This is a genomic window from Arthrobacter sp. LjRoot14 (assembly GCF_964253905.1).
Taxonomy (GTDB): Bacteria; Actinomycetota; Actinomycetes; order Actinomycetales; family Micrococcaceae; genus Arthrobacter.
This window is the reverse complement of the sequence record NZ_CAXURL020000001.1, coordinates 3,183,836-3,210,333: the sequence shown is the minus strand read 5'-3', so window position 1 is coordinate 3,210,333 and position 26,498 is coordinate 3,183,836. Positions and strand designations below refer to the sequence as shown.

Here is a 26,498-nt window from a genome sequence, read left to right as displayed (position 1 = left end):
CAGCCCGGCGGCGAAAGGCAGTTAGGCGGTTTCCCGCCTCGCACCAGCAGGCGCCTGGCCTGCCAGGCTGTGGTCCACGGGGCATTCGGCGGCCGGAGCGGCGGCAGGCTGCTCAACAGTGATGCCGTACAGCGCGTCAAGTGCCGCGATGTACTGCTCCTGCTGGCCGTTGGAGGCCAGCTCACGTGCACGGACGGTGGGAACGTGCAACAGCTGCTTGACCATCCGGCGCAGTGCGAACTCGACTTCCTCGGCGGCGGCCGTGCAGCCGTGGCGTGCCCGGACCTTCTCCATTTCGGCGTCGAGGACATTCATGGTGTGGCGGCGCAGGGCGACGATGGCCGAGTCAACGGACCTGGCTTCGCGCTCCTGTTCAAAAGCTGCGGCGGCGCCGGTGACAATGCCGCTGGCCTGCGCCAGCGACTCGGCCTGCTCCTGGGGAGCAGCGAGCCGCACGGATTCGAGCGTCAGCAGCTCCACGCCGTCGAGCTCTCCAACGGCCGGATCGAAGTCATGGGTGAGTGCCAGATCGATGGCGATCAGCGTCTGGGCGGACCCGGCCCGCACGCGGGCGAGCTCCTCGGCTTCCACACGCGTGTCAGAGCCGCTGCATCCGATCATGACATCCGCGGCGGCCACCGCGGCAGGAAGTGAATCGGCGTCGAGGGCCTTGCCCCCGCGCGTGGCCACGAAGCCTTCGGCGCGTCCGGAGGAGGAAAAGACGGAAATGTCCGTGCATCCGCGTTCGCGGAGCAACGACATGGTGGCCCCGGCGTAGGCGCCGGTACCGAAGACCACTGCCTTCTTGGTGGACCAGTCGGGGTTCTCGGAAAGGTCGGTGGCCAGGTCCAGGGCCACCGAGACGATGGACAGTCCCCGTGATCCCAGCGCAGTCTGGGCGCCGACATCCTTGGCGGTCTTGGACGCGGCCTGGAAGAGACGGACGAGGCCGGAGCTGGCAGTGCCTTCATGCTGGGCGTTGATGAGCGCGCGGCGAACCTGTCCGGCGATTTCGCGTTCGCCCACCACGGCCGAATCCAAGCCGGAGCTCACGGCGAAAAGGTGCTGGCTGACCTCGCCGCCTGTGCGCGTATTGAACGAGCGGGAGACCAGCTGCTCGTTGAGCCCGGTGCGTTCGCTGATCTGGGCGACGAGGGCGGCCCGTGCCGCTTCCACGTCATCAGGATGGGGCGCTTCGCCATAGATTTCGAAGCGGTTGCAGGTGGCAAGCACCACCGCACCCTTCACTGCCGGCGACCCGGAGAGTGCGGATGTAGCCAGCTCGGAAGCACCGGTGCTCAGTTGAGCAACGGTCTCGAGGTCGATGTCGGCGTGTGTAGCCACCAATGAAAAAAGAACCACAGCATCACAATCATAGCTTTTGAGTCGCGGCGGCGAACAACAATGCTCCGTGGCAAAGGGCACGGGGGCCTGTGATTCCTGCCACGGAGGGCGGCGGCGGGCCGCGGATGACAGCCTGTCGTTATCTTTTGGCGGCGATTTTAGGGACAATCGGAGTCATGACTTCAAGCGCTGCAACGTCCAACGGCACGGTATCCGACGTCCCGTTCTCCGATGCCACCCTGGATGCAGGACACCCGCTGATGGACGGCCGCACGGCTGATTCGCCGCTCATCACCGCCTACCGCGGCGGCAAGCCGGCCCGCCGCCCCGTCTGGTTCATGCGGCAGGCCGGCCGCTCCCTGCCCGAGTACCTGAAGGTGCGCGAGGGCGTGGCCATGCTGGACTCCTGCCTGCGACCCGAACTGGCCTCGGAGATCACCCTGCAGCCGGTGCGCAGGCACGACGTCGACGCAGCCATCTTCTTTTCGGACATCGTGATTCCGCTGAAGCTCGCCGGCGTGGGAGTGGACATCGTTCCGGGCGTCGGCCCGGTCCTGGACAAACCGGTCCGCACTGCCGAGGACGTCGCGGCACTCCCGCAACTGACCTGGGAAGCCCTGGAGCCCATCCGGGAAGCCGTCCGGCTCACTGTGGCCCAACTGGGCAAGACCCCGCTGATCGGGTTCGCCGGCGCGCCGTTCACCCTTGCCGCCTACATGGTGGAAGGCAAGCCCTCCCGTGACCACCTCGGCCCGCGCACCATGATGCACGCCGATCCGGAAACCTGGACGGCACTGGCCAACTGGGCTGCCGACGCGTCCGGAATGTTCCTGCGCGCCCAACTGGAAGCCGGCGCTTCCGCGGGCCAGCTGTTCGATTCCTGGGCAGGCTCGCTGGGGCTGGCCGATTACGAACGATTCGTGGCCCCGGCCTCCGCCCGCGCGCTGGACCACGTCCGGCACCTGGGCGCGCCGCTGATCCACTTCGGCACCGGAACCTCGGAGCTGCTGGTGGCGATGCGCGACGTCGGCGTCGACGTGGTGGGGGTCGACTACCGGCTTCCGCTCGACGAAGCCAACCGCCGGCTGGGCGGCACCGTGCCGCTGCAGGGCAATATCGACCCCGCGTTGCTGTCGGCCCCGTGGGCAGTCCTCGAGGCCCACGTGCGGGAAGTCATCAGGGCGGGATCCGTCGCGCCCGGCCACGTCCTGAACCTGGGCCACGGCGTGCCGCCGGAGACCGACCCGGACGTCCTGACGCGCGTCGTCGAACTCATTCACTCCATTTCCCCGGAGTAAACCGGTGAGCGCAGCCACGCCGGAACCGTCCGTGACCTCGGCCGTGGTGGTGGGCGGCGGGATTTCGGGCCTGCTCTCGGCCCTGGAGCTTGCCAAAGCCGGCCGGGAGGTCACCGTCCTTGAAGCCGGCGAGGCCTGGGGCGGCTGCGTAGGCAGCCATGTGGTGGGAGGCCTGACGCTGGACAGCGGAGCGGAGTCCTTTGCCACCCGCTCGAGTGCCGTGGCGGATCTCGCGGCGGAGCTCGGCATCGCGGGCACCATTGTTGCGCCCCATCCGGGCGGCGCCTGGGTCCAGCTCCCCGAGGGCGCCCGGGAACTGCCCAAAACCGGTGTCCTGGGAATTCCGGCCAACCCGTGGGATGCCGAAGTCCGACGGACGCTGGGGCTTGCCGGCTCCCTCCGCGCATCCCTGGACAAGCTCCTTCCGGCCGGCGTGGGGACCCGCGCCGCCATCACCAGCGTGTCGGACCTGGTCCGGCAGCGGATGGGCCGGCGCGTCCTGGAACGCCTCGTCGAACCCGTCGTGGGCGGCGTGCATTCGGCCGATCCGGCACTGCTCGACGTTGACATGGTGGCGCCCGGACTCCGCGCCGGGATCCGTGCCCATGGCTCCCTGGCAGCCGCCGTCGCCGCCCAGCGCCGGGGGACCGCTGCGCAGGGTGCCAAAGCCGGATCCGCCGTCGCCGGACTGCGGGGCGGCATGCATTCGCTGGTCACCGCGCTGGTAGCCGAACTGCGGCGTCGCGGCGTGACGCTCCTGACCGGCACCCGGGCGGAGGCAGTGGCCAGGACCGCGGACGGCTGGCTGGTTTCGGCGGGGACACGGACGTACGACGCCGGCCTGCTGGTGGTGGGGCTTGACGGCCCCTCCGCCGTCGGGCTGCTGCAGGATGCCGTGCCCGGTTTGACTGCGTACCGGCCGGACACCGGTCCGGATGTAAAGCTCGTGACGCTTGTTGTTGACCTTCCGGAACTGGACCGCCGGCCGCGCGGAACTGGCATCCTGGTGGCGCCGCAGACGCCCGGCATCCGGGCCAAGGCGCTGACCCACGCCACCGCGAAATGGGACTGGCTGGCGGCGGAGTCGGGGCCGGGCACCCATGTCGTCCGGCTGTCCTATGGCCGGGGAGAGGGCCCGCGGCAGGCTGCCAGCCCCGAGGCACAGGATGCCGCCGCCGACCTGCCGGGCGGTGCCGGGCCGGGGGCCGGCGACGAGAGACTTTTTGAGGCTGCTTTACGGGATGCTTCCTCCCTCCTGACGGTGCCTGTCACAGCCGATGACGTGCTCGACTGGGACGTTGTCAGCTGGGGCGGAGTGCTGCCGTTCGCCGCCGTGGGCCACCGCCAGCGGGTAGCGGAGGTCCGCAGGGTCTGCGCCGCTGAAGGAAGCCTCGTGATGGTGGGCGGGTGGCTGGCAGGCAATGGCCTGGCCGCCGTGGTGGATGACACCAGGAGGCAGGTCGCGGACGCCCTACGCTAGCCCGCGAGTAACGCGTACCGGGCTTCTTTGCAAGTTTCTAATGGCGCGTATTTCTGGCTAGGGTCGATGACCATGGTCATTCAGAAGTCCGAAGAAACTCGAACGCTGACTGGTTTCCATGGGGGTCTTCGGCGCGGCACTGCAGCAGCGGCGCTCGGAGCGGTACTAGTCCTTTCCGCAGGTGTTCCTGCATCCAACGCTGTCTCGCTCGTCCCGGCTCCGGACACCACGGACGGCGCCGACGCCGCCGCCACGACGTCCGTGGAAGCGGGCGTTCCCTCGCTGGACGTCTGGGCATCCGTGGTCCTGGGACCCAAGCCGGATCCCACCCGCCCGTCCGCACCAGGCAACGGCAAGCCGAAGCCTCCGGGGCAGCGCACTCAGCCCACGCCCTCACCGACTCCGACGACCGACCCCGTGTCTCCCGCACCGTCGCCCGTCCCGACGTCGCCCGCCCCGACGTCGCCCGCCCCGTCTCCGGCTGCGCCGTCGCCCTCCGGAGGCGCCGCTCCTCCGTCGGGCACTCCCGCACCATCGCCCACCGGCGGAGCTGCAGCTCCTGCGCCGGTGCCTGCCGCACCTGCACCGGGCACCGGACCGGCACCGGCCGGCACTCCTGCGGCGCCGCCACTTCTTCCGGGAACTTCCGCACCCGGTGCTCCCGCCTCCGGCGCCACCACTCCCGGCTCCTCGGCTGATGTGCCTGCCTCGGTTGGGACAGCACGGCCATCAGGCAGCACGGCCGCGGGGCCCGCTGCGGCTGCTCCGGCCTCCGCGTGGAAAACCACGAATGTGTTCGGTCCGGCAAACATGGCCATCCTGACCTCGGCAGGCGTCGTGCCGCTGTCCGGCGCGGGCTACGGCGTGTCCAGTGCGCCAGTGATGCGGTCCGCCGTGAGTGTCTCGCCTGTGGGTGAAATGTCGCCCCAGGTCTGGTGGGGTGCCGGACTTGTGGCACTGGCCTGCGCCGCAGGGGTTGCCTTCGTCCGGATGCGCCGGATCTAAGCCAGCCGTCCACTGTCCTTTCAGGCCAGATCGCCGAAACATGTGAAATTCCACACTTCTACACGTTGTAGAACTGTGCTGTTTCGACTTAGGTGGCATTGAAGGGGCAGACTGGTAACCATGAGCCACACTTCTGCCGAATCTGTCAGTAAAACCGAAAATTCAGTAGCCGAAGAAACAGAGCAGTTCTTCACTCTCTGGACGGTATTCAAGCGCTCCTCCGACGTCACGCGCAGCGGCGATGCTGCCGCGGACTTCGAAGCGTTGCTGGGCCGCCTGGCCGACGGCGGAGTGGTCCACCGGGGCAGCTACGACGTTTCGGCAATGCGGGCAGACGCGGACATCATGGTGTGGCTCCACGGACCCAAGCCCGAGGCCCTGCAGCAGGCCATCCGTGATATCCGCCGCAGCCCGCTTTTCGCCGGCACGGAGATCGCCTGGTCCGCCATGGGCGTCCACCGCGAGGCGGAATTTGCCAAGAACCACACCCCGGCATTTTCCCGCGGCGTGGAACCGGCCGAATGGCTGTGCGTGTACCCGTTTGTCCGGTCCTACGAGTGGTACCTGCTCCCCGACGCGGAACGCGGCGCCATGCTTCGCGACCACGGACTGCTGGGCCGCGACTTCCCGCAGGTCATCTCCAACACCGTCTCATCCTTCGCCCTGGGCGACTGGGAATGGATCCTCGGCCTGGAGGCCCCCGAACTGGTGGACCTCGTAGACTTGATGCGCCACCTGCGCGCCACCGAGGCCCGGCACCACGTCCGCGAAGAAATCCCCTTCTACACCGGCCGGCGGGTCACCGCCGACGAGATCGCCGAGGTCCTCGCATGAGCCCGCTTGAATCACGGGAGGCTCCGGCCTCGGTGACGGCCATCAACCCGGTCACCGAATCCGGGCGTATGGCCCCGAAGGAATACGACGCCGTCCTCCTCGCCTCATTTGGCGGCCCCGAGGGCCAGGATGACGTCATCCCCTTCCTCCGCAACGTGACCCGGGGGCGCGGAATCCCGGACGAGCGCCTTGAAGAGGTTTCGCACCACTACCGTGCCAACGGGGGCATCAGCCCGATCAACCAGCAGAACCGCGAGCTCAAGGCCGGGATCGAAGCGGAACTCTCGGCCCGGGGCATCAACCTGCCCGTCTTCTGGGGCAACCGGAACTGGGACCCGTACATCCCGCAGACCCTCCAGGATCTGTACGACGCCGGCCACCGCAAGGTCCTGATGGTCACCACGAGCGCCTACTCCTGCTACTCCAGCTGCCGCCAGTACCGCGAGGACATCGGCATGGCGCTGACCGAGACCGGCCTGGACGGGAAGCTGGAAGTGGACAAAGTCCGCCAGTACTTCGACCACCCGGGCTTCGTGGAGCCCTTCGTGGAAGGGACCGCTGCCGGCCTTGCCGACGTCCGCGCCCAGCTTGCGGCCGCAGGTACTCCGGATGCACCGGTCCACATCCTGTTCGCCACGCACTCCATTCCCACGCGTGATGCCGAAGCTGCCGGACGCTCCGAGGGCGAGCCGCGCACGTTCGCTGAGGGCTCGGCCTACGTGGCGCAGCACCTGGCATCCGGCGCCGAGGTCATCCGCCGGGTCGAGGAAGAGTCCGGCCTGACCGCCCCATGGTCCCTCGTCTACCAGTCACGCTCCGGCGCTCCCTCCGTTCCGTGGCTCGAACCCGATATTAACGACGCCATCGAGGAGCTCGCCGGCCAGGGTGTCAAGGGAATCGTGATCGTCCCCCTTGGCTTTGTCAGCGATCACATGGAGGTTGTCTGGGACCTGGACACCGAAGCATTGGAAACCTGCCGGAACCTGAGCCTCGCCGCAACCCGTGTGCCCACCCCCGGCACCCACCGCAAATTCGTGAGCGGCATCGTGGACCTGGTCTGTGAGCGCACTGCCGCGAACAATATTGCCGACCGGCCGCACCTGACTGACCTGGGCCCCTGGTATGACGTCTGCCGCCCCGGCTGCTGCGCCAACTTCCGGGGCGAGAAGCCCACCATCGCAGGAGCTGACACCTCAGTGGGCACAGGCCACGCCCCCTACCCGTCGGGTTCGGCTGACGCCCCGGCTGCCCAGGCGGCGGGACAGGACTCACTGTGACGGTCCGCATCGGGACGCGTGCCAGCAAGCTGGCGTTGACACAGACCCAGCAAACAGCCGACCAGCTCGCCGCAATTGGCGGGTTCCCGGTGGAACTGGTGCACATCAGGACGGACGGGGATGTCCTGACCGGTTCGCTCTCGCAGATGGGCGGCACGGGAGTTTTTGTGGCGGCTTTGCGGGACGCGCTCCTGCGGGACGAATGCGACGTTGCCGTGCACTCGCTCAAGGACCTGCCCACCGGCGCCGCACCCGGGCTGAACCTCGCCGCGACGCCGAAGCGCGTCGACGTCCGTGACGTCCTCTGCGCGCGCGACGGTTTCAAGCTGGCCGACCTCCCGCAGGGCGCCCGGGTGGGAACGGGTTCCCCGCGCCGCGCGGCGCAGCTCCGTGCGGCCCGTCCCGACCTCGACGTCGTGGACATCCGTGGCAACGTGGACACCCGCCTGGGTCGTGTTCCCGGCCTGCCGGGCAACACCACGGATGCCGTGGTGCAGGGCAAATCCTGCGACCTCGACGCCGTCGTGCTGGCCGCCGCCGGCCTCGAGCGCATCGGCCGGCTGGACACCGTTAGCGAATACCTGGAAACAGATGTCATGCTCCCGGCCGCCGGCCAGGGGTCGCTTGCCATCGAGTGCCGCACTGCCGACGCTCCGCGAAGGCCGGGATCCACCGAAGGGTCCCAGGGGCCGCTGGCCCAGGCGCTGGCAGCCCTGGACGACACGGACACCAGGCTCGCGGTTACGGCCGAGCGGGCGCTCCTGGCCCGTCTGGAGGCAGGGTGCGCAGCCCCGGTGGGCGCCTACGCCTTCCGCAAGGGAAGCATGCTCTACCTGGAGGCCGCCGTCTGCGCTGTCGACGGGTCAGCCACCGTCCGCGACAAGCGGGCAACGGACGGGCTCACCGAGGTCGGCGCGACGCTTCTTGGCATCGAACTGGCTGAGGCGCTGCTGGCAGCCGGTGCAGCCGACATCGCGGACCTTGCCGCTTCCTGAACCGGCGGAGCCGGGCAGATGATGGGGCGGCGCAGTGCCCGCGGTGAGGGCCATCACGGCCTGCGCGTCCTCGAGGGCGCCCGCGTCCTGGTCACACGCAGCCCGGACCGGGCCGGGGCGCTCCTCGAGGCCCTTCGGGAAACCGGCGCCGAACCGCTGCTGCTCCCGCTGATCGACTTCGAACGAGCCCGCGACCTGCACTCCCTGGAAGTCGCCTTCGACGCCCTGGGCGCAGGAGCATACACCTGGCTGGTGATCAGCAGCGTCACCACGGTGCAGGCCCTCGAGGAACTCGCCCGTGAGCGGGGCTCCACGCTGAGCCGATGGCTGCCCGGCTCCCTCCAAGTGGCCACCATTGGTCCCGCCACACGGCGCGAACTCGAATTACGCGGAATCACTGTTGACCTGGCCCCGGCCCGGCTCCAGTCCGGCGTCGGACTCCTGGACATCTGGCCGCAAGGCCAGGGCAGCGTGTTCCTGCCCCAGGCAGACATAGCAGACGCCAGGCTTGCCGAGGGGCTGGAATCACTGGGCGCCAGGGTTCAGGCTGTCACCGCATATCACACGGTGGACTATCCGGCCGATCCGGCCCGCAGCTTCACCCCTTCCGCCGGCAACGATGCGTCAGCCGCGCCACCGGGCACTGGAATGCTCACCCCCGCCGAAGCAAAAGCCGAGCTCGACGCCGGGCGGCTCCACGCCGTCGTCGCTGCCTCACCCAGCGCGGCCCGCCGCATCCACGCCGGACTGTCGCCGCTGGGCGAGTGCAGGTTCGTGGCGATCGGGCGTTCAACGGCCGCTGAGGCGGAGTCGCTGGGCCTGCCGGTGGCCGCCATCGCTGAGGAACCCACAACATCCGGCCTGGTGTCCGCCGTCATCCAGGCCCTTTCACCAGGACATTCCACCCCACCGCCCGCCACCGAGACCTACGTGAAGGACAGAACATGAGCTTCCCGACCCACCGCCCCCGCCGGCTCCGCACTACCCCGGCCATGCGCAGGATGACGGCCGAAAACCGGCTGGCGGCGCCGGAACTGATCCTTCCGGCTTTCATCCGCGAGGGACTCACGGAACCCAACCCCATCGCCTCCATGCCCGGCGTGGTGCAGCACACCACCGATTCGCTCAAGAAGGCTGCGGCCGAGGCCGTGGAACTGGGCGTCGGCGGAATCATGCTCTTCGGCATCCCCGCCGAGCGCGATGCCCGCGGCACCGCATCGCTGGATCCCGACGGCGTGCTCAACAAGGCCATCCGGGACGTCCGCGCCGAAGTGGGCGATGACCTGGTGGTCATGAGCGACGTGTGCCTGGACGAATTCACCGACCACGGCCACTGCGGCGTCCTCGATGACGAGGGCTACGTGGACAACGACGCGACTCTTGAAATCTACGCGGCCATGGCCGTGGCGCAGGCGGACGCCGGGGCGCACATGCTTGGCCCCTCGGGAATGATGGACGGCCAGATCGGTGTGATCCGGCAGGCGCTGGAAGACGCCGGACACACCAACACGGCCGTGGTGGCGTATGCCGCAAAGTACGCCTCCGCCTTCTATGGTCCGTTCCGGGAAGCCGTGGATTCACAGCTCAAGGGCGACCGCCGCACCTACCAGATGGACGCCGCCAACCGCCGCGAAGCCATCCTCGAAGTGGAGCTGGACCTGGCTGAAGGCGCCGACCTGGTCATGGTGAAACCCGCCATGAGCTACCTCGATATCCTCGCCGACGTCGCCGCCATGAGCCCCGTGCCCGTGGCTGCGTACCAGATCTCGGGGGAGTACTCCATGATCGAGGCGGCCGCCGCCAACGGCTGGATCGACCGGCGCGCGGCCATTACCGAATCCGTGCTCGGAATCAAGCGGGCCGGAGCAAACATGGTCCTGACCTACTGGGCGTCCGAGCTGGCCGGCTGGCTGAAGGAGTCCTGATGAGCGACGCGTCCGTTACAGGAACCGGCGGGCCGTTGGCCCCCGCCGCTGCCCGCGCCGAAGCCCCCACCGCTCCCGTCGGCCCCGGGAAGGTCCTGCTCGGGCTGAACACTTTCGGCGACGTCGGGGTGTACCCCGACGGGCACCCGGTGCCGCACGCGCAAGTGCTGCGCCAGCTGCTGGAACAGGCGGAACTGGCGGACGACGTCGGACTCCATGCTTTCGGTGTGGGGGAGCACCACCGCAAGGACTACGCCGTCTCGGCACCCGAGGTGTTCCTGGCGGCCGCCGCCGCGCGGACCAAGCGCATCCGGCTGGGGTCGGCCGTGACCGTGCTGAGCTCGGATGACCCCATCCGCGTCTTCCAGCGTTTCTCCACGGTGGACGCCATCTCCAGCGGCCGCGCGGAAGTCATGCTGGGCCGCGGGTCCTTCATCGAATCCTTCCCGTTGTTTGGCCTGGACCTGGCCGACTACGAGATCCTCTTCGAGGAAAAGCTGGAGCTCTTTGACAAGGTCCGCGCGCAGAAGCCCGTTCACTGGGAAGGGCGGACCCGTCCGGCCATCAACGGGCTGAGCGTCTATCCGCCGCTGGAGCACCATCTGCTGCCGGCCTGGATCGGCGTGGGCGGAACCCCGGAGTCCGTGCTGCGCTGCGCGCAATACGGTTACCCGATTATTTTCGCGATCATCGGCGGCGAACCGCGATCCTTCGCTCCGCTGGCCAACCTTTACCGCGAGGCCATGGGCAAATACGGGCACCCGATGCAGCAGGTGGCCACCCATTCGCCCGGACATGTTGCCGGGACAGACGAGGAAGCGCGCGAGGAGTTCTTCCCGCACTGGCTGGCACTGCGGAACAGGCTCGGAGCCGAACGCGGCTGGGGCCCGGGAAGCCGGCACGAATTCGACGCCATGTGCACACCCGAAGGCGCCCTCTATGTGGGGTCACCGGAGACGGTTGCGCGGAAGATCGTCCTGCTCAAGCGGAACCTGGGCGTGGACCGCTTTGATCTCAAGTACAGCAGCGGCTCCCTGCCCCATACCGCCATGATGCGGTCCATTGAACTGCTTGGCACAGCGGTGGCACCCCGGGTGGCCGAGCTCCTGTCCGGGCACGCATCCGGAAACTGAAAGAATAGGAACCATGACTTCCAGCTCTCCTCGCAATGAGGCACTCTTCGACCGTGCACGCCAGCTCATGCCGGGCGGCGTCAACTCGCCCGTCCGGGCCTTCGGCTCCGTGGGCGGTACCCCCCGGTTCATGGTGTCCGCAAAAGGCGCGTACCTGACCGATGCCGACGGCGCCGAGTATGTGGACCTGGTGTGCTCGTGGGGTCCTGCACTGCTGGGCCACGCCCACCCGGCCGTCCTCGAGGCAGTCCACGCCGCCGTGGACCGCGGACTCTCGTTCGGTGCCTCCACCCCGGACGAAGCCAACCTGGCTGCGATCGTCAAGGAACGTGTGCCGGCTGCCGAACGCGTCCGGATGGTGTCCACGGGAACTGAAGCCACCATGACCGCCATCCGACTGGCCCGCGGCTTCACCGGGCGCGACCTGGTCATCAAGTTCGCCGGCTGCTATCACGGCCACCTCGACGGACTCCTGGCCGCGGCCGGATCCGGGGTGGCCACCCTGGCGCTGCCCGGTTCCGCCGGCGTCACGGCCGCCACCGCCGCCGAGACCCTCGTCCTGCCCTACAACGACCTCGCCGCCGTGGAGGCCGCGTTCGCCGCCCATGGCAGCAACATCGCCGCCGTCATTACGGAGGCGGCGCCGGCCAACATGGGTGTGGTGACGCCCGGCGAAGGTTTCAACGCCGGACTGTCGCGGATTACCCGTGAACACGGTGCCCTGCTCATCGTGGACGAAGTCCTCACCGGATTCCGTACCGGCTACTCAGGCTACTGGGGCCTCACCGGCGGCGCGGCGGATGCCGCTGAGCCGTGGAGCCCGGACCTCCTCACCTTCGGCAAAGTCATTGGAGGGGGCATGCCGACGGCAGCCCTCGGCGGCCGTGCCGACATCATGGACTACCTGGCGCCGCTCGGTCCCGTCTACCAGGCAGGCACACTGTCCGGAAACCCCGTGGCCATGGCAGCCGGCGTCGCAACCCTGACCCATGCCACCCCTGAGGTGTACTCGTTCATCGACGCACGCTCGCTGGAGCTTTCCGCTGCGCTCTCCTCGGCACTGGATGCCGCCGGGGTGGACCACTCCATCCAGCGGGCCGGCAACCTGTTCTCGGTAGCCTTCGGCACCTCGGCGCGGGGCGTCCACAACTATGACGACGCCCAGGGCCAGGAAGTGTTCCGCTACGCCCCGTTCTTCCACTCGATGCTGGACTCCGGGGTCTACCTGCCGCCCTCTGTCTTCGAAGCCTGGTTCCTTTCCGCGGCACACGACGACGCCGCCATGAACCGGATCTTCGACGCCCTCCCCGCCGCAGCCAGGGCGGCAGCGTCTGCAACGGTGCCGGCGGGATAACGGCTCATAACAAAAATCCCCGCCTCCCGGACGAATCCCCGCCAAAAGCGAAGGGGAAATGTCCGGGAGCCGGGGATTTTTTGCTGATGCTGAGTAGCGAAAGGCCTAGAAAGCCACCGTCACGTCACCGTTCGGCCATTCCTTCTCGATGAAGGCCTTGACCTCGGGGGAGTGCAGGAGTTCGTCCAGCTTCTTGATGCGGACGTCATCCTTGGAGTCTTCTCGCCAGGCCAGGAAGTTGGCGTAAGGGTTGTTCTCCACGGACTCCACTGCGAGGGCGTCCTTGGTGCTGAGGCCGGCCTTCAGGATGAAGTTGCCGTTGATCAGGGCAAGGTCCACGGACGGGTCCTTGAGGTCGTTGATCAGCAGTTCAGGCTGGTTCTCGGAGAACTTCAGCTTCTTGGGGTTCTGCTCGTCGGTCAGGGTGAGCACCGAGGAATCGTCCTTGATGTCCTTGACGAGCCCGGCCACCTGGAGGACCTTGAGTGCGCGGACCTGGTTGGAGGGGTCGTTCGTGATGGCAACCTTGGCGCCGTCCTGGATCTCCTTGATGTCCTTGACCTTCTCCGAGAACGCGGCGTACGGCTCGATGTGGACGCCTTCGCCGTGGCCGAACTTGTAGCCCTTGGTCTTGACCTGGTCCTCAAACCACGGCAGGTGCTGGTAGTAGTTGGCGTCCAGGGAGCCGTCGCTCAGCGCGGTGTTCGGCGTCTGGTAGTCCTCGATTTCCTTGATGTCCAGCTTCAGGCCGGCCTTCGGCGCGAGGTCCTGGTTGATGAACTCCAGGATCTTCGCCTGCGGAACCGGGCTGGCGCCGACCGTCAGGGTGGCCGGCTTGGCAGGGTCAAGGGTCGTGGCCTCGGAGCTGGGGCTGGACGAGCCGCCGCAGGCCGTCAGCGCCAGGGCGGTGACGATACCGGTGGCCAGGAGGGAGAGTGATTTACGCATCGGATGCGTTCCTTTCGAATTGCTGGGAGTTCGACGGCGGGCTTGCGCCCGGCGCCCGCTCCGGCACAGATGCAGCGGGCGGCTACCTGCTGCGGTGAAGATTGCCGCGGCCGTTGGACGACGGCTGATGGTGATGGCTTAGCGGTGGTCGAGGCTGCGGGAGATCCGTTCGCCCACCAGCTGGATGACCTGCACCAGGACGATGATCAGCACGATGGTCACGATCATGACCGTGACATCGAAGCGCTGGAAGCCGTAGTTGTACGCCAGCTTCCCGAGTCCGCCGCCGCCCACCAGGCCCGCCATGGCCGAGTACCCCACCAGGGTGACCACGGTGGTGGTCGTGGCGGCTACGAGGGCCGGGAGTGATTCGCGCAGCATCACCTTGTTGATGACCTGCATCTTGGTGGAACCCATGACCTGGGCGGCGTCGATCTTGCCATGGTGGACGTCCCGGAGACACGTCTCCACGAGGCGGGCAAAGAAGGGGATGGTGCCGATGGACAGCGAAACCGAGGCCGCGACGGGTCCCAGGCTCGTGCCGGTCAGCAGGCGGGCCAGCGGGATGAGGGCGACCATCAGGATTGCGAACGGTATGGAGCGGGTGATGTTCACGATGACGTCACTCATGATCCGGTTGGTGACAGGCATCGGACGCAGGCCGCCCGGCGCCGTGACGTGCAGGAAGACGCCCAGGGGCAGGCCAACCAGCACCGTAAAGAAGGCCGATATTCCGACCATCTGCAGGGTTTCTACGATTGCTTCGGGCAGGGCCTTGGCAAGAACGGGGTTGCTGAAGATGTCGTTCATGGGTTCCTTCCCGTCACGTCGTTCAATTCAGCAGCATCCACTTCCAGGGGGTCCGCTTCGAGGGGGTCGCCGGCTGCTGTACTGGTCGCAGCCAGCTTTGCGCCTATTCCGCGCTGGTGGAGATAGTTGAGGACGGCGTCGTAGTCCGCATTTTCAGCGAGCTGGACACGGAGGTGCCCGAACTGCTGTCCGCCCAGAGTTTCGACGCTGCCGGCCAGGACGTTCAGGTCGATGTCAAAGTGCCGCGCAACGCCGGTGAGGACAGGCTCCTTGGCATTGTCACCGGCGAAGAGGATTTCCAGGACCGGTCCGCCTTGAAGCGCCCCCCTCAGGGGCTCGGACGCCGGCAGGGGAAGGAGCGCCTTGGCCAGTTTGCTCTCGAGGTCTCCGGCCACGTCCTTGAGGGCACCGTGCTCGATGATCCGGCCCTTGGACAGCAGCGAGACCGAGTCGCAAACGCGCTTCACGACGTTCATTTCGTGCGTGATGATGAGCACCGTCAGCTGCAAGCGCTTGGTCAGGTCCTGGATCAGGTCCAGGATTTCGTCAGTGGTCGCAGGATCCAGCGCCGAGGTCGGCTCATCGCACAACAGCACATCGGGGTCGGCGGCCAGCGCCCGGGCAATTCCCACGCGCTGACGCTGGCCGCCGGAAAGCTGGGAGGGGTAGGCGTTTTCGAACCCCTCAAGGCCTACAAGCGACAACAGTTCCGCAACCTTGGCGCGGATCTTGTCCTTCGGCGTCTTGACGAGCTCCAGGGGATGGGCCACGTTGCCGGCGGCGGTGCGTGAGTCCATGAGGTTGGCATGCTGGAAGACCATGCCGATGCGGCGCCGCGCCGCACGGATTTCGGAGTCCCTCACGGAGCTCAGTTCTGTGCCGTCAATGCTGACGGAGCCGGACGTCGGACGATCCAGCAGAGTCAGGCAACGCACCAGGGTGGATTTTCCGGCGCCTGAATGGCCAATGATTCCGTGAATGGAACCTTTGGGAACGGAAAGGGTGACGCCGTCGAGGGCCACTACTTCCTTTTTCCCCTGGCGGTAGACCTTTCGAAGGTCAGTAACTGTGATCATTTATCCTCAGGAGGTTGGCCTCGGGCAGGGCATAGCACAAGCACGCTTTTGAACTTAATTATGTCAGCGGACCCTGAGGCGAGTCACTTCCGCATATTATTCGGCTCACAGCGCTTGCGGCCGCATAAAGATGTGCCAGGCATCCCAAGCGGTGTTACTCGTGCGGCCCAGCGGTGACAGGCCAAATTGCACGGGACGATGGTGCCGGCAGCGGAACGTGCCGGAGACTGTGATCCTCATCCCAGAGCGCGGGCTTTCCCGGATACCGCGCTCCGAGCGGCGGCTAGAAGTCGCCCTTGCTGGCGTCCTCAGGGGGGAGGACGGGCCATTCGCCTTCGATCACGGCGGCGGGCTTTGTCTTGCGCAGATAGGTCTGGAAGTCCGCGGCCTGGCTGGCCGCCCAGCCGACCTGCAGCTGATGGAGCTGACCGGCCGCCATGCGCAGCTTGGGAAACTTGCCGGCCATGGCGTCCAGCATCCGGAGCGTCGCGAGGGCGTCAGCGGCGGACGTGTGGGCGTTGTCAAGGTTGACCTTGTATTCCTCGCACAGTGCGGTCAGCGTCCTCTTGCCCTTGCGGTACCTGTCCACCTGCTTGTTCATGATGTAGGGATCCAGCACGGGGAAGCGGTTCAGCTGCGGAATGCCGTAGCGGGCCGATTCGGCAGCCAGCACCGTGAAGTCGTAGCTTGCGTTGAACGCAATAACCGGGATCCCGTCGTCGAACAACCCCTGCAGCACGGAGGCCAGTTCCCGGGTCACCTCCGCGGCCGGACGGCCCTCCAGCCGGGCTTTTTCGGTTGTGACGCCGTGGACTTCGCTTGCTTCAGCGGGGATCTCGATTCCAGGATCCGCGAGCCACTCGTGTTCCTTGATGACACTTCCGTCTGCGTCCACCACCGTGACCGACGCCGTGACGATCCGGGCGGCGCGGGAGTTGCGGCCGGTGGTCTCCAAGTCGAATGCTGCGCGGGGCCGCGTGTCCCACGTGCCGGTAGCCGTGCCTCCGGTGCTGGTGCTGCTGGTGGTGCTGGTGTTCCTGCTGCTCATGCTTCAAAACTACCTGCTGCCACCGACAGTTTTGTGCCAGGCCGATGGCGTGCCGCCGCAAGGGACCCGCTACGCTGGATTCATGCGCACGGAGTACGTCGATGCGGTGCTGGCCCTGGTCCGGCTCGTCCCTCCGGGATCAGCTGTAGCCTATGGGGACGTTGCCGAGCTCCTCGGGTCAGGCGGTGCGCGGCAGGTGGGCTCCGTCATGAGCCACCACGGCAGTTCTGTTCCCTGGTGGCGCGTGTTGAGGGCAAGCGGCGAAGCACCCCAGGGCCTGGAAGCAAAAGCCCTGACGTTCTACATCCAGGAAGGTACTCCGCTCCTTGGCCGCTACCTGGACTTCCTCCGAACCGGGGAAGGACGGTGGCGCGTTGACCTTACCGAAGCAAGGTGGGCCCCCGTCGACGGTGAGTTTGACCTCATTGACATGATTGCCGGGCGGCTGGAGCGGCGGCTCCATAAAATGTCGGCCCCCGATGATGAAATGACTGTGTGACACTTACCAGCGATTCCCCGGAGATCCGATCCGGGCAACCACTCCACTCCGGCCAGAGGGCAGAAGGGCAGCCCGGCCAGCTAACAGTCGCCAGGCCTGCCGGAACGCCCGCCGGCCTGAGGCTCCTCCCTCCCCGCCAGCTCCGCAGTGCCGTTCCTGTCCTGACACCGGACCAGCAGTCGGCGGTGGACGTCCCCCACGGGTCCGGCCCGGTGCTGGTTCCGGGTGCTCCCGGGACGGGGAAATCCACCGTACTCATCGAAGCAGCAGTGCGCCGGGCAGAGCGCGACGGCCTGGATCCGGAAAGAATGCTCGTGCTGGCCCCGAGCCGCCTCGCCGCAGACTCGCTCCGGGACCGCTTTACGGCCCGTCTCAACCGAAGCCTCAGCACAACGCCGGCACGCACCTGGGCGTCGTATGCCTTCGACCTGATCCGGCGTGCCAAGGCGGAAGGCATCCTCCCGCTGCCGCGGCCGCCGCGTCTGCTGTCCGGACCCGAGCAGGACCTCATCATCAAGGAACTGCTGGAAGGCCATACCCTGCCCGGCCTTGAGTTGCCGTGGCCGGAAGATCTCGGTGCCGCCCTGGAAGCCCGCGGCTTCCGACAGGAAGTACGCCAGCTCTTTGACCGGATCATCGAATCCGGCCGGACGTCCGCCGACCTGGTGGCTTTGGCTCAGCAGTGCAACCGGCCCGACTGGATCGCAGCCGCCGCGCTGTACGCCGAATACCGCGACGTTCTGGACCTTCGGATGCCGGAGGCATTCGACCCCGCCGGAATCATCACGGCGGCCCGCCAGATCTTCCAGGATGCCCCGGATTTCCTGGCGGCCGAGCGGGAACGCCTCCAGTTGATCCTGGTGGACGACATCCAGGAGGCCAACCCGGCCGTGTTCGAACTATTGGCGGACATCGCGGCAGGCAAGGACGCCTACGTGGCATTCTCCCCGGACACCGTCGTCCAGGGATTCCGCGGCGCCCGGCCTGACCTCACAGCTGAGTTGCCGCAGCTGCTGGCTCCAGTGGACGGAACCGGACGCGCCTCCAGGGATGCCGCCGCACCGGGGTCAGTCCTGGAGCGCCCGCTCTGGCGAACCCATCGCCACACTCCGGCCGTCGCCCAGGCCTGGCTTTCGGTGGCGGGAAGGATCTCCCAACGGGCAGGCAGCCAGTCGGCGCGCAGGCTGGAGAGCGCCGAACCGGGGTCCAACCGTCCCGGTCCCGGTCCCGGTGCCGGCGCGGTCCCGGCACGTGGCGGAGTTGAAGGCCATGTCCTTCCGTCGCCGGTCCAAGAGCTGCGCTACGTGGCCCAGCGCATCCTGGATGCGCACCTGAACGACCGGCGTGAGCTCGGCGACATCGCGGTGATCGTGCGGAACGGCGGGCAGCTGAACCAGCTGCAGCGGCACTTGGCCGGCCACGGCATCCCCGTCCGCGTTCCTGTGGCGGAGTCCGCCGTCCGGGACGAAGTGGCGGTCCGCCCCCTGCTTGATGCCTATGCTGTGGCGCTGGATCCCGCAATGCTGACCCCGGAAGCGGCAGTGGCACTGCTGACATCCCGAATCGGCGGAGCGACCTCCATCGAGCTGCGCCGGCTGCGCCAGTCGCTGCGCCGCGAAGAGATCCTCGGCGGCGGCGGACGCACGAGCGATGCGTTGCTGGTCGAGGCGCTGCTTGAACCGGGCGCCTTGGCCACCACAGGTATCGAAGGCCGCTCCGCCAGGCGTGTGGCACGGATGATCGAGGCCGGCCGTGCCGCAGCCCGGGCACCGGGAGCGAACGCCGAGACGGTGCTGTGGGCACTGTGGAGCTCAACAGGGCTTGCCGCACGCTGGACTGACGCCGCATTGACCGGCGGAGCAGCGGGGGCCCGGGCAGACCGCGACCTGGACGCCATGATGGCCTTGTTCCACACCGCCGAACGCTATGTGGACCAGTTGCCGGGGTCAGGCCCGGACCAGTTCCTTGAGTACCTGCTCAGCCAGGAGTTGCCCATGGACACCCTGGCGGCGCGCGCGCAGCTGGAGGACGCCGTGGAACTCATGACCCCGGCGAGTGCCGCCGGACGTGAATGGCCTGTCGTCATCATCGCAGGCCTGCAGGAAGGAGTGTGGCCCAACACCAGGCTCCGGGGGGAGCTCCTGGGCAGCACGCTCTTCGCTGACGCCGTGGAGCACGGGGTGGCCCATGCCCTGCAACTCGGGCCGATCAGCAGGTTGCGGGAAATCCGGTACGACGAACTCCGCAGCTTTTCCACGGCTGTCTCCCGTGCCCGCGAAGTGCTGATCTGCACCGCCGTGTCATCAGAGGACGAACAGCCTTCCTCTTTCCTCGACTATGTCGCGCCGCTGGATCCCGGGCAGGACAGGCGGACCTTCACCCCGGTGGAGCGGCCCATGACCCTCCGTGCCCTCGTGGCCGAACTTCGGCAGCACGCGCAGCTGGACGGGAGGTTCGTCGCTGAATCCGTCGAAGCAGCCAGGGTCCTGGCAGGGCTCGCCGCTGCCGAACCTTCCGTGCCCGGCGCCCATCCGGATTCCTGGTGCGGGCTCGCGGCGCTGTCTTCGGGGGAACGGATCGTTCCGCCAGGAGGAACGGTGTTCGTTTCGCCGTCCAAGGTGGAATCCGTGCAGAAATCGCCCCTTGACTGGTTCGTCCAGGCTGCCGGCGGTGAAGCAGCCACCGACTTCGCCAGGAGCCTGGGAACACTGGTCCACGCCATCGCGCAGGACTTACCCGACGCTTCGGGCGCGGAATACTTGGTCGAACTGGTCCGGCGGTGGCCGGCCCTCGGCATGAAGGACAACTGGGAAGGAAAACTGGATTTCCAGCGCGCCGAAGGCATGGTCCGGAAGCTCGCCCAGTACATCCTGGTCATGCGCAGCGAAGGCCGCAGCCTTGTCGGCGTCGAGCGGGACTTCGAAGTGAAACTGCCCGACATCGTGGACCTCCCCGACCCGGCAGTCTCAGCACCTGCGGCACCTGATGCCGAGCCCGAGGTCAGGTCCGCGGTCCTCCGCGGACAGGTGGACCGGCTGGAGATCGATTCAGAAGGACGCCTGGTGATCGTGGACCTCAAAACCGGCAAACGCCAGCCGTCGAAAGCAGACCTGGCCCGCCATCCCCAGCTGGGTGCCTACCAGGCCGCGGTACTGGCCGGGGGATTCACGGAACCCGGCGCGGCGGAAAGTGATGTTCAGCCGGGCGACGTTCAGCCGGGCGGGGCCGTCCTTGCCCAGCTTGGCACGAGCAACAAAAGCCCCGGCATCCAGGTCCAGGAGCCGCTGGACGGCACCGACAACAACTGGGCGCTCGACATGGTGAACGATGCCGCACGGCTCATGTCCGGCAACGTCTTCGAAGCGCGCCACGATCCGGCAAAATCGGGTCACGGCGGCCACGGCTGCCGGCTGCCGGAGGTATGTCCCCTGTGTCCGCGCGGAAAGCAGGTTACCGAATGACCACGCCCCCCGAGGTCCCGACCGCCCGGTTTTCCCCGGAAGAACTGACTGCCATGCTGGGCGAACGTAACAGCCCCACCGCAGAGCAGTCCGCCATCATTTCCTCCCCGCTCACTCCGCGGCTGGTCATTGCCGGTGCCGGATCCGGCAAGACCGCCACCATGGCGGACCGTGTGGTGTGGCTCGTTGCCAACGGCTGGGTCCGGCCGGAAGAAGTCCTGGGCGTGACGTTCACGCGCAAGGCGGCCGGGGAACTGGCCAGCCGGATCCGGACCAAGCTCTCGGCCCTGCAACGGATCGCGGCGGAGGACACCGCACACAGGATTTTTCCCGAGGGCCTGCTCAGTGAGGACGCCCTGGAACCCAAAGTCTCCACGTACCACTCCTACGCCAGCGGCATCGTGTCCGACTACGGGCTCCGGCTCGGTGTCGAACGTGACGTCGTCCTGCTGGGCGGAGCGCAGGCCTGGCAGCTGGCCAGCGAAGTTGTGGAGGCCTTCGACGGCGAATACGAACATTTCCGTGCTGCCAAATCGACGCTTGTGAAGGCCGTCATCCAGCTCGCGGGCGAGTGTGCTGAACACCTGCGCGATCCGGCCGAGGTGCAGGAATGGCTGATGGAGCGGGTCGCGGAATTTGAAGGCCTGCCCTACGTGGCCGGGGCAAAAAAGAACCCGACACAGGCAGCCGGAGAACTCGGCGCCATGCTGCGAACCAGGGCCAGCGTCGCCGAAATGGTGGGCAGGTACGCTGACGCGAAGCGGGTCCGCGGCGCGCTGGACTTTGGTGACCTTGTGGCGCTCGCCGCACGGGTCGCCAACGAGATTCCGCTGGCCGCCGAAGTGGAACGCCAGCGGTTCAAAGTAGTGTTGCTCGACGAATTCCAGGACACCTCGCATGCCCAGCTGGTGCTGTTTTCCAGGCTATTCGGCGGCGGCCATGCCGTGACGGCGGTGGGCGACCCCAACCAGTCGATCTACGGGTTCCGGGGGGCGTCTGCCGGCCAGCTCTTCCATTTCGTTCGGGAATTCCCCGTCCGGGTCGGCGATTCGTTCGCCGTGGCACCCACCTCCTACCTGACGACCGCGTGGCGTAACGGGCGCAACATCCTTTCCGCAGCCAACGTCATTTCGGCGCCCCTTAGCGCCGCCGCGCTGCAGGCCGGCCCGGCGGGGGAACGGCAGTCAGCGGACTCCGTGGAAGTCCCGCCGCTGCAGCCCAGTCCGGCTGCGGCCGAGGGGAAGGTTGTCATCGGACGCTTTGCGACGGACGAGGACGAAGCCAGGGCCATCGCAGCGGATGTCCTGCGGTACCGCGTCACGGATTTCGAGGAACCCGTCGGCGCCGACCGCGTACCTCCTGCCATGGCGGTTCTGTGCCGGCGCCGCGCACAGATGGAATGCATCCGGCGAGAGTTCGAGCTGCGCGGGATCCCCTACGAAATCGTGGGCCTCGGCGGGCTCCTGGACACTCCGGAGATCGTGGACCTGGTCGCCACCTTGCGGGTACTCGCCGATCCGGGACGTTCGGACTCCCTCATGCGGCTTCTCGCCGGTGCGCGCTGGCGCATAGGCCCGGCCGACCTCATGGCGTTCCGGGACTGGTCATCATTCCTCGCACGCCGCCGGGGTCACCCGCGGTCGGACGCAGACGAAGCTGACGATCCGGACGCCGCGGTCATCGAGAGCGACATCACCGACTCACCGAGCCTGGTGGAAGCCCTGGACTGGCTGCCGCGGGAAGGATGGACCTCGGCCCACGGCCGGACGCTGAGCCCCGCAGCCCTCGACCGGCTGCATGCCCTCTCGGCTGAACTGCGGCAGCTCCGCGGATTTATGGGCGATGACCTCACGACGCTGCTGGGCGAAGTGGAACGGGCCATGCTCCTGGACATCGAAGTGGCGGCGCGTCCCGGCGTCAGCATCCACCAGGCCCGGCGAAACCTGGACGCATTCCACGACGCCGCGGCAGGATTCCTCCACACCTCGCACCGCGTGGATGTCCTGGCGTTCCTGGCCTGGCTGGAAGCCGCGGCAACGGAGGAGGGCGGGCTGGACGTCGCGGCCCCGGAGGTCAACCACGAAGCGGTGCAGCTACTGACGGTCCACGCGTCCAAGGGCCTGGAGTGGGACGTTGTGTTCGTTCCCGGCCTGAACGCGGGAGCGTTTCCAAGCAGCCGGGATTCGCGCTGGAGCAGCGGAAGTGCTGCCTTGCCCTGGCCGTTGCGGGGAGACCGTGCCGACCTGCCCCAGTGGGACACAGACCAGCCGGACCAAAAGGGCTGGCTGGACGCCGAAAAGGACTTCAAAGCCGACGTCCAGGCGCACGGAGAAGCCGAGGAACGCAGGCTGGCCTACGTGGCCTACACCCGGGCCAAATTCGTGCTGTGGGTTTCGAGTGCGGCCTGGGTCGGTTCCCGGGCCGGAATGGCGGAAATGTCGCCGTTCCTCTCGGAGCTGGCGCCCCTCGCTGGGGTCGGGGCAGGCGACGCCGAAACCGTGGCAGCGGAGGGCAGCACCCACGGGCGGACAGAAGCGGCGGCCGGGACCGCCGCCGTCGTGCATCCCGCATCGGTGGAGGAACCATCGCTGCCTGCCGAAAGTCCGTTGACCCAGGACCTCGAACTCGCCCAATGGCCGTATGACCCGTTGGAAGGACCGGCCGATCCGCGCACCGGTGCCAGGCTCAGGCTGGTTCCCGGACGGCGGGCAGCGATGGAAAGAGCCGCCGGACGGGTCCGCGAAGCCTTGGCCGCGGGCCCCGATTGGGAGCCCGCGGCGGATTCGGCCGCAGTGGAGGGCCCCCGGCAGCTCCGGAGTTTCGCGGCCAACTGGGCGAAGGAAGCTGACCTGCTGCTGGAGCGCCGTTTCCGCAGGGCCACGGTGCAGGACGTCCACCTGCCCGGCCACATTTCCGCGTCGACGTTCGTGGATCTGGGTGACGATCCCGCAGCAGTGCTGGCGCGGCTGCGGCGACCGGTTCCCAGGGAACCAGGCATGTCCGCCCGTAAAGGCACGGCTTTCCACGCCTGGGTGGAAGAGTACTTCGGCAAGGCGGGCATGTTGGAGCTGGACGAGGCCCCCGGTTCGGACAACCACATTGACGAGGCCTACGGGCTGGATTCCATGGTGGAAACGTTCAGGAATTCGGAGTGGGCGCACCGTGCGCCGGCCCATGTGGAGGTTCCGGTGGAGACGCGCATCGGGGACGTTGTGGTGCGTGGCCGGATCGATGCCGTGTTCCGCGACGCCGACGGCGGCTGGGACCTGGTGGACTGGAAGACGGGCCGCCGCCCCGCCGCGGGACAGCTGAAGGTGAAGGCTGTCCAGTTGGCCGTCTACCGTCTCGCCTGGGCACGGCTCAAGGGAGTTCCGCTCGACAGTGTCCGGGCAGCTTTCTATTACGTCGGGGAAAACCAGGTGGTCCGCCCCCACGACCTCGGCACAGCAGAGCAGTTGGAGGACATCGTTACAGCTGCCCTCGGCGGAACGACAGCCCTGCTAAACGCCTCCGGACCGGCTAGTGGGACTTCGCGTCCACAATCTTGAGGGCGGCAGTGGACGTGTCCTCTGCTGCGGGCGGGCGCGGGGGAGCGGTTTCTCCCGGCCCGTCAGCCTCCCGGCCGGAGTCGCTGTCCGACGGAGCCCGAGCCGGAGCCGGGGCGTTGGGTTCGGCAGCCGGCTCGACCGGGATGGGTGATACGTGCACGGCGGGCATGGCGGCGGCCGTTGACGGTTCCTCCAGCGGCACAGGCTCCACCTGCACGGCCGGGACGGACTGCGGCAACGGTTCCACGCTGATGGGCTGTCCGCCGTGCTCAGTGATGTCCTCGGCCAGCGATGCCAGCATTTCTTCCGCTTCGCCGATCATGGACTGGTCTCCGGCTGCCAGCCCCTTGACCAGGTACTGGGCCAGCGCGAACTCGGCAGAGAGCGCCGCGCGGCGCAGCAGGTGGGCATCGGGTGCGTCCCTGCGGCTAGATGTGTAGTGGCGCAGCACGGCGTCCACGAAACCCTGTTCATTGGAGGCGACCAGCCACGCCATATCGTCGGCGGGGTCGCCAATGCGCAAGTCGGTCCAGCCTGTCACCGCCGTCACGCGCTGACCCTCAACCAGGATGTTGTCCTCGTGCAGGTCGCCGTGGACGACGCAGGGATTGAAGCGCCAGAGCGACACGTCCTCGAGGGCGTGCTCCCACCGGCGCAGCAGCACGGGAGGGATCTTCCCGGTGGTCGCTGCCTGGTCGAGTTCGTTGAGCCTGCGCTGCCTGAACTCATTGGGTGTGTAGCTGGGGAGGTCGGCATTGCTGACCAAAGTCCTCGGAAGGTCATGAATGGCAGCCAGCGCCGCTCCCACTTCCCGGGCGAGTCCTTCAGGACCTGCAGTCAGCTCCTCGACGCTCCGGGTGGTTCCCGCCAGATGAGAGTAAACAAACGTGCTGAGTGCGCCCTGCCGCACGGTGCCTGCCACCGTGGGCATCAGAAACGGGAGCTCTGCCCTGATTCCCGGGGCAAACGCGCGCAGGACCATGAACTCAGTTTCCAGCCGGGCGCTGGCTTCCGCGTGCCGTGGCGAACGTACCCGCCACTGCTTCCCCTCGGAGTCCAGGAGAAGTGCCGAATCGAAGTCCGCCGGATCGTCGGGGGCGGAACTCACGGCGGTCGGCGTCAGTCCGGGGACTGCCGCGGTTGCTACAGCTGCCAGTTCGATCGGTTTTCTTCTCACCCATCCACGGTAGATTGACTGGCGCCCAAGATGGCGATGTACTACGGCGAGTCTCCAGATCGTGACGATTTCCCTTGTCAGATCAGCACATGGAACCCTTCCCGGGGCGGCCGGAGCGGCCGGAGCAAATGTCAATTGTCAGCCGGAGTCAGTACGGTGGGTACATGAGTCTTGCGGAGTCCCCGGCATCCAAAAACCAGTTAACAGAAAATGCGTCCCGGGGCAGCATGCCACCGTTGACGCGGCTCCCGGCGAACCACCTTATGGACACGGTCCTACCGGTCCGTCCGGCCTTCATTGACAGGGGATCGGGTGCCCGGATGAAACCGGGCATGGTTGACTCCGTGGTCAGCTCAGGACGGGCGCTGGCCATGGTCCTCTCGCACCGCCAGGCTCTGGTCCGCGGCGACAGCCTCCTGCTGACGGATGCCGCCGGACTCGCGGAGAGCCTGGGCGAGGCCGGAACGCCGCCGTCGATGACCATCTACCTCGGTTCCGCCCTCGCTGGCTCGCACCTGGACGAAGGTACGGAAATTGTCCTTTTTGTCCTGCCCGAGCCGTTCGAGGTCCGGGCGGAGCAGTTCGAACGCGGCATCGCCGGAATCCCGTCGGACGCCGTGTGGACGGGGTTCCGGGACGTGGCGGCCAGCCTGAACGCCACGGACACCGCCCTGTTCATCGAGGCCAGTGCCATCGCCAACTGGCATGCAACGCACGTTCATTGCCCGCGGTGCGGTGCCGCGACCGTCGTGGAAGCAGGGGGGTGGGTCCGACGCTGTCCCGCCGACAACTCCGAACACTACCCGCGGACGGACCCCGCGATAATCGTGACCGTGGTGGGCCCGGACGACCGGCTCCTGCTGGGCGGCGGCGGGCCCCTCGATGCGAAAAACTATTCCACCCTGGCCGGATTCGTGGAGCCGGGGGAGTCCTTGGAACAGGCGGTCGTCCGCGAAATCCAGGAAGAAGTTGGTGTCCGGATTACGGCCACCCAGTACCTCGGTTCCCAGTCGTGGCCTTTTCCCGCCTCGCTCATGCTGGGCTTCACGGCCAGGACACTGGACACCGAGGCAACGCCCGACGGCGTGGAGGTCACCCGGGCGCGCTGGTTCAGCCGCGCGGAACTCCAGGCCGCTGTGTTGAGCGGGGAGATCGTTATTTCCAGCCGGCTGTCCATTGCCCGTTCCCTGATTGAGCACTGGTACGGCGGCGTCATCCAGGACCGCCCGGCCGGCGAATGACTTCACCACGCACTGCGGACCTCCGACTGACAGAACTGATCCACC

20 protein-coding genes are annotated in these 26,498 nt (G+C 67.4%); 14 read left to right on the top strand and 6 right to left on the bottom strand.

Annotated elements, in window-relative coordinates; all coding sequences use genetic code 11:
* Nucleotides 1-21: 21 nt before the first annotated feature.
* On the bottom strand, nt 22-1,362 hold the full coding sequence (locus ACSQ12_RS14420) for a glutamyl-tRNA reductase (protein ID WP_436065840.1): 1,341 nt from the start codon (nt 1,360-1,362) through the stop codon (nt 22-24).
* 158 nt (nt 1,363-1,520) lie between these two features.
* On the opposite strand from ACSQ12_RS14420, the gene hemE reads away from it, so the two are divergent.
* The 10 genes from hemE (at nt 1,521) to hemL (ending at nt 12,645) form a co-directional block, all read left to right on the top strand.
* Nucleotides 1,521-2,642 carry a uroporphyrinogen decarboxylase gene (gene hemE / locus ACSQ12_RS14415; RefSeq protein WP_436065839.1) on the top strand — a complete coding sequence of 374 codons (1,122 nt, stop codon included), beginning with the start codon at nt 1,521-1,523 and terminating at the stop codon, nt 2,640-2,642.
* 4 nt (nt 2,643-2,646) lie between these two features.
* Nucleotides 2,647-4,122 carry a protoporphyrinogen/coproporphyrinogen oxidase gene (locus ACSQ12_RS14410; protein ID WP_436065838.1) on the top strand — a complete coding sequence of 492 codons (1,476 nt, stop codon included), beginning with the start codon at nt 2,647-2,649 and terminating at the stop codon, nt 4,120-4,122.
* Nucleotides 4,123-4,188: 66 nt separating this feature from the next.
* Nucleotides 4,189-5,127, top strand: coding sequence for a hypothetical protein (locus ACSQ12_RS14405; protein WP_436065837.1), 939 nt, complete (start codon nt 4,189-4,191; stop codon nt 5,125-5,127).
* A gap of 120 nt (nt 5,128-5,247) precedes the next feature.
* Entirely contained in the window at nt 5,248-5,961 is a 714-nt protein-coding gene (gene hemQ / locus ACSQ12_RS14400) for a hydrogen peroxide-dependent heme synthase (RefSeq protein WP_209743390.1), read from the top strand.
* Complete coding sequence (locus ACSQ12_RS14395; RefSeq protein ID WP_436065836.1) at nt 5,958-7,238, top strand: ferrochelatase; 1,281 nt, start codon at nt 5,958-5,960, stop codon at nt 7,236-7,238. Before hemQ ends, ACSQ12_RS14395 begins: the two co-directional genes overlap by 4 nt.
* Nucleotides 7,235-8,233 (top strand): hydroxymethylbilane synthase, encoded by a 999-nt coding sequence (gene hemC / locus ACSQ12_RS14390; protein ID WP_436065835.1) that lies wholly within the window; start codon nt 7,235-7,237, stop codon nt 8,231-8,233. The genes ACSQ12_RS14395 and hemC overlap by 4 nt, the downstream gene beginning before the upstream one ends.
* A gap of 18 nt (nt 8,234-8,251) precedes the next feature.
* Entirely contained in the window at nt 8,252-9,181 is a 930-nt protein-coding gene (locus tag ACSQ12_RS14385; protein WP_436065834.1) for a uroporphyrinogen-III synthase, read from the top strand.
* Complete coding sequence (hemB, locus tag ACSQ12_RS14380) at nt 9,178-10,158, top strand: porphobilinogen synthase (protein WP_209743398.1); 981 nt, start codon at nt 9,178-9,180, stop codon at nt 10,156-10,158. Before ACSQ12_RS14385 ends, hemB begins: the two co-directional genes overlap by 4 nt.
* On the top strand, nt 10,158-11,291 hold the full coding sequence (locus ACSQ12_RS14375) for an LLM class flavin-dependent oxidoreductase (RefSeq protein ID WP_436065833.1): 1,134 nt from the start codon (nt 10,158-10,160) through the stop codon (nt 11,289-11,291). Before hemB ends, ACSQ12_RS14375 begins: the two co-directional genes overlap by 1 nt.
* 13 nt (nt 11,292-11,304) lie before the next feature.
* Entirely contained in the window at nt 11,305-12,645 is a 1,341-nt protein-coding gene (gene hemL, locus ACSQ12_RS14370) for a glutamate-1-semialdehyde 2,1-aminomutase (RefSeq protein ID WP_436065832.1), read from the top strand.
* 105 nt (nt 12,646-12,750) lie between these two features.
* On the opposite strand, the gene ACSQ12_RS14365 is transcribed toward hemL, so the two are convergent.
* The 4 genes from ACSQ12_RS14365 to ACSQ12_RS14350 form a co-directional block, all read right to left on the bottom strand.
* Nucleotides 12,751-13,593, bottom strand: a complete 843-nt coding sequence (locus ACSQ12_RS14365) for a MetQ/NlpA family ABC transporter substrate-binding protein (RefSeq protein ID WP_436065831.1) — start codon at nt 13,591-13,593, stop codon at nt 12,751-12,753.
* A 138-nt stretch (nt 13,594-13,731) separates the two neighbouring features.
* Nucleotides 13,732-14,403, bottom strand: coding sequence for a methionine ABC transporter permease (locus ACSQ12_RS14360; protein WP_390245295.1), 672 nt, complete (start codon nt 14,401-14,403; stop codon nt 13,732-13,734).
* The gene (locus ACSQ12_RS14355; RefSeq protein WP_436065830.1) at nt 14,400-15,479 is read right to left on the bottom strand and encodes a methionine ABC transporter ATP-binding protein; all 1,080 of its coding nucleotides are present in this window, start codon (nt 15,477-15,479) and stop codon (nt 14,400-14,402) included. The genes ACSQ12_RS14360 and ACSQ12_RS14355 overlap by 4 nt, the downstream gene beginning before the upstream one ends.
* 283 nt (nt 15,480-15,762) lie before the next feature.
* Nucleotides 15,763-16,527, bottom strand: a complete 765-nt coding sequence (locus ACSQ12_RS14350; RefSeq protein ID WP_436065829.1) for a 3'-5' exonuclease — start codon at nt 16,525-16,527, stop codon at nt 15,763-15,765.
* Nucleotides 16,528-16,609: 82 nt separating this feature from the next.
* On the opposite strand from ACSQ12_RS14350, the gene ACSQ12_RS14345 reads away from it, so the two are divergent.
* The 3 genes from ACSQ12_RS14345 to ACSQ12_RS14335 all read left to right on the top strand — a co-directional run bounded on the left by ACSQ12_RS14345 (nt 16,610) and on the right by ACSQ12_RS14335 (nt 24,035).
* A complete protein-coding gene (locus tag ACSQ12_RS14345) occupies nt 16,610-17,026 on the top strand; it encodes an MGMT family protein (RefSeq protein ID WP_436065828.1) in 417 nt (138 codons plus the stop codon).
* 116 nt (nt 17,027-17,142) lie between these two features.
* Nucleotides 17,143-20,487 carry an ATP-dependent helicase gene (locus ACSQ12_RS14340; protein WP_436067006.1) on the top strand — a complete coding sequence of 1,115 codons (3,345 nt, stop codon included), beginning with the start codon at nt 17,143-17,145 and terminating at the stop codon, nt 20,485-20,487.
* Nucleotides 20,484-24,035 carry an ATP-dependent helicase gene (locus tag ACSQ12_RS14335; protein ID WP_436065827.1) on the top strand — a complete coding sequence of 1,184 codons (3,552 nt, stop codon included), beginning with the start codon at nt 20,484-20,486 and terminating at the stop codon, nt 24,033-24,035. Before ACSQ12_RS14340 ends, ACSQ12_RS14335 begins: the two co-directional genes overlap by 4 nt.
* Here the strand turns inward: ACSQ12_RS14335 and ACSQ12_RS14330 are convergent.
* The gene (locus tag ACSQ12_RS14330) at nt 24,007-25,212 is read right to left on the bottom strand and encodes a macrolide 2'-phosphotransferase (protein WP_436065826.1); all 1,206 of its coding nucleotides are present in this window, start codon (nt 25,210-25,212) and stop codon (nt 24,007-24,009) included. The two genes, ACSQ12_RS14335 and ACSQ12_RS14330, sit on opposite strands and share 29 nt — an antisense overlap.
* Nucleotides 25,213-25,439: 227 nt before the next feature.
* Here ACSQ12_RS14330 and nudC point away from each other — a divergent pair, with 227 nt between their 5' ends.
* Nucleotides 25,440-26,453: an NAD(+) diphosphatase gene (nudC, locus tag ACSQ12_RS14325; protein ID WP_436065825.1), complete on the top strand. Its 1,014-nt coding sequence runs from the start codon at nt 25,440-25,442 to the stop codon at nt 26,451-26,453.
* Nucleotides 26,454-26,498 lie beyond the last annotated feature (45 nt).

Bases quoted from the DNA above. Each gene is read 5' to 3' on its own strand.
- hemE (WP_436065839.1), top strand. From the start codon at position 1,521: ATGACTTCAAGCGCTGCAACGTCCAACGGCACGGTATCCGACGTCCCG.
- ACSQ12_RS14405 (WP_436065837.1), top strand. From the start codon at position 4,189: ATGACCATGGTCATTCAGAAGTCCGAAGAAACTCGAACGCTGACTGGT.
- hemQ (WP_209743390.1), top strand. From the start codon at position 5,248: ATGAGCCACACTTCTGCCGAATCTGTCAGTAAAACCGAAAATTCAGTA.
- ACSQ12_RS14395 (WP_436065836.1), top strand. From the start codon at position 5,958: ATGAGCCCGCTTGAATCACGGGAGGCTCCGGCCTCGGTGACGGCCATC.
- ACSQ12_RS14385 (WP_436065834.1), top strand. From the start codon at position 8,252: ATGATGGGGCGGCGCAGTGCCCGCGGTGAGGGCCATCACGGCCTGCGC.
- hemB (WP_209743398.1), top strand. From the start codon at position 9,178: ATGAGCTTCCCGACCCACCGCCCCCGCCGGCTCCGCACTACCCCGGCC.
- ACSQ12_RS14375 (WP_436065833.1), top strand. From the start codon at position 10,158: ATGAGCGACGCGTCCGTTACAGGAACCGGCGGGCCGTTGGCCCCCGCC.
- hemL (WP_436065832.1), top strand. From the start codon at position 11,305: ATGACTTCCAGCTCTCCTCGCAATGAGGCACTCTTCGACCGTGCACGC.
- ACSQ12_RS14365 (WP_436065831.1), bottom strand. From the start codon at position 13,593: ATGCGTAAATCACTCTCCCTCCTGGCCACCGGTATCGTCACCGCCCTG.
- ACSQ12_RS14360 (WP_390245295.1), bottom strand. From the start codon at position 14,403: ATGAACGACATCTTCAGCAACCCCGTTCTTGCCAAGGCCCTGCCCGAA.
- ACSQ12_RS14355 (WP_436065830.1), bottom strand. From the start codon at position 15,479: ATGATCACAGTTACTGACCTTCGAAAGGTCTACCGCCAGGGGAAAAAG.
- ACSQ12_RS14350 (WP_436065829.1), bottom strand. From the start codon at position 16,527: ATGAGCAGCAGGAACACCAGCACCACCAGCAGCACCAGCACCGGAGGC.
- ACSQ12_RS14345 (WP_436065828.1), top strand. From the start codon at position 16,610: ATGCGCACGGAGTACGTCGATGCGGTGCTGGCCCTGGTCCGGCTCGTC.
- ACSQ12_RS14335 (WP_436065827.1), top strand. From the start codon at position 20,484: ATGACCACGCCCCCCGAGGTCCCGACCGCCCGGTTTTCCCCGGAAGAA.
- nudC (WP_436065825.1), top strand. From the start codon at position 25,440: ATGCCACCGTTGACGCGGCTCCCGGCGAACCACCTTATGGACACGGTC.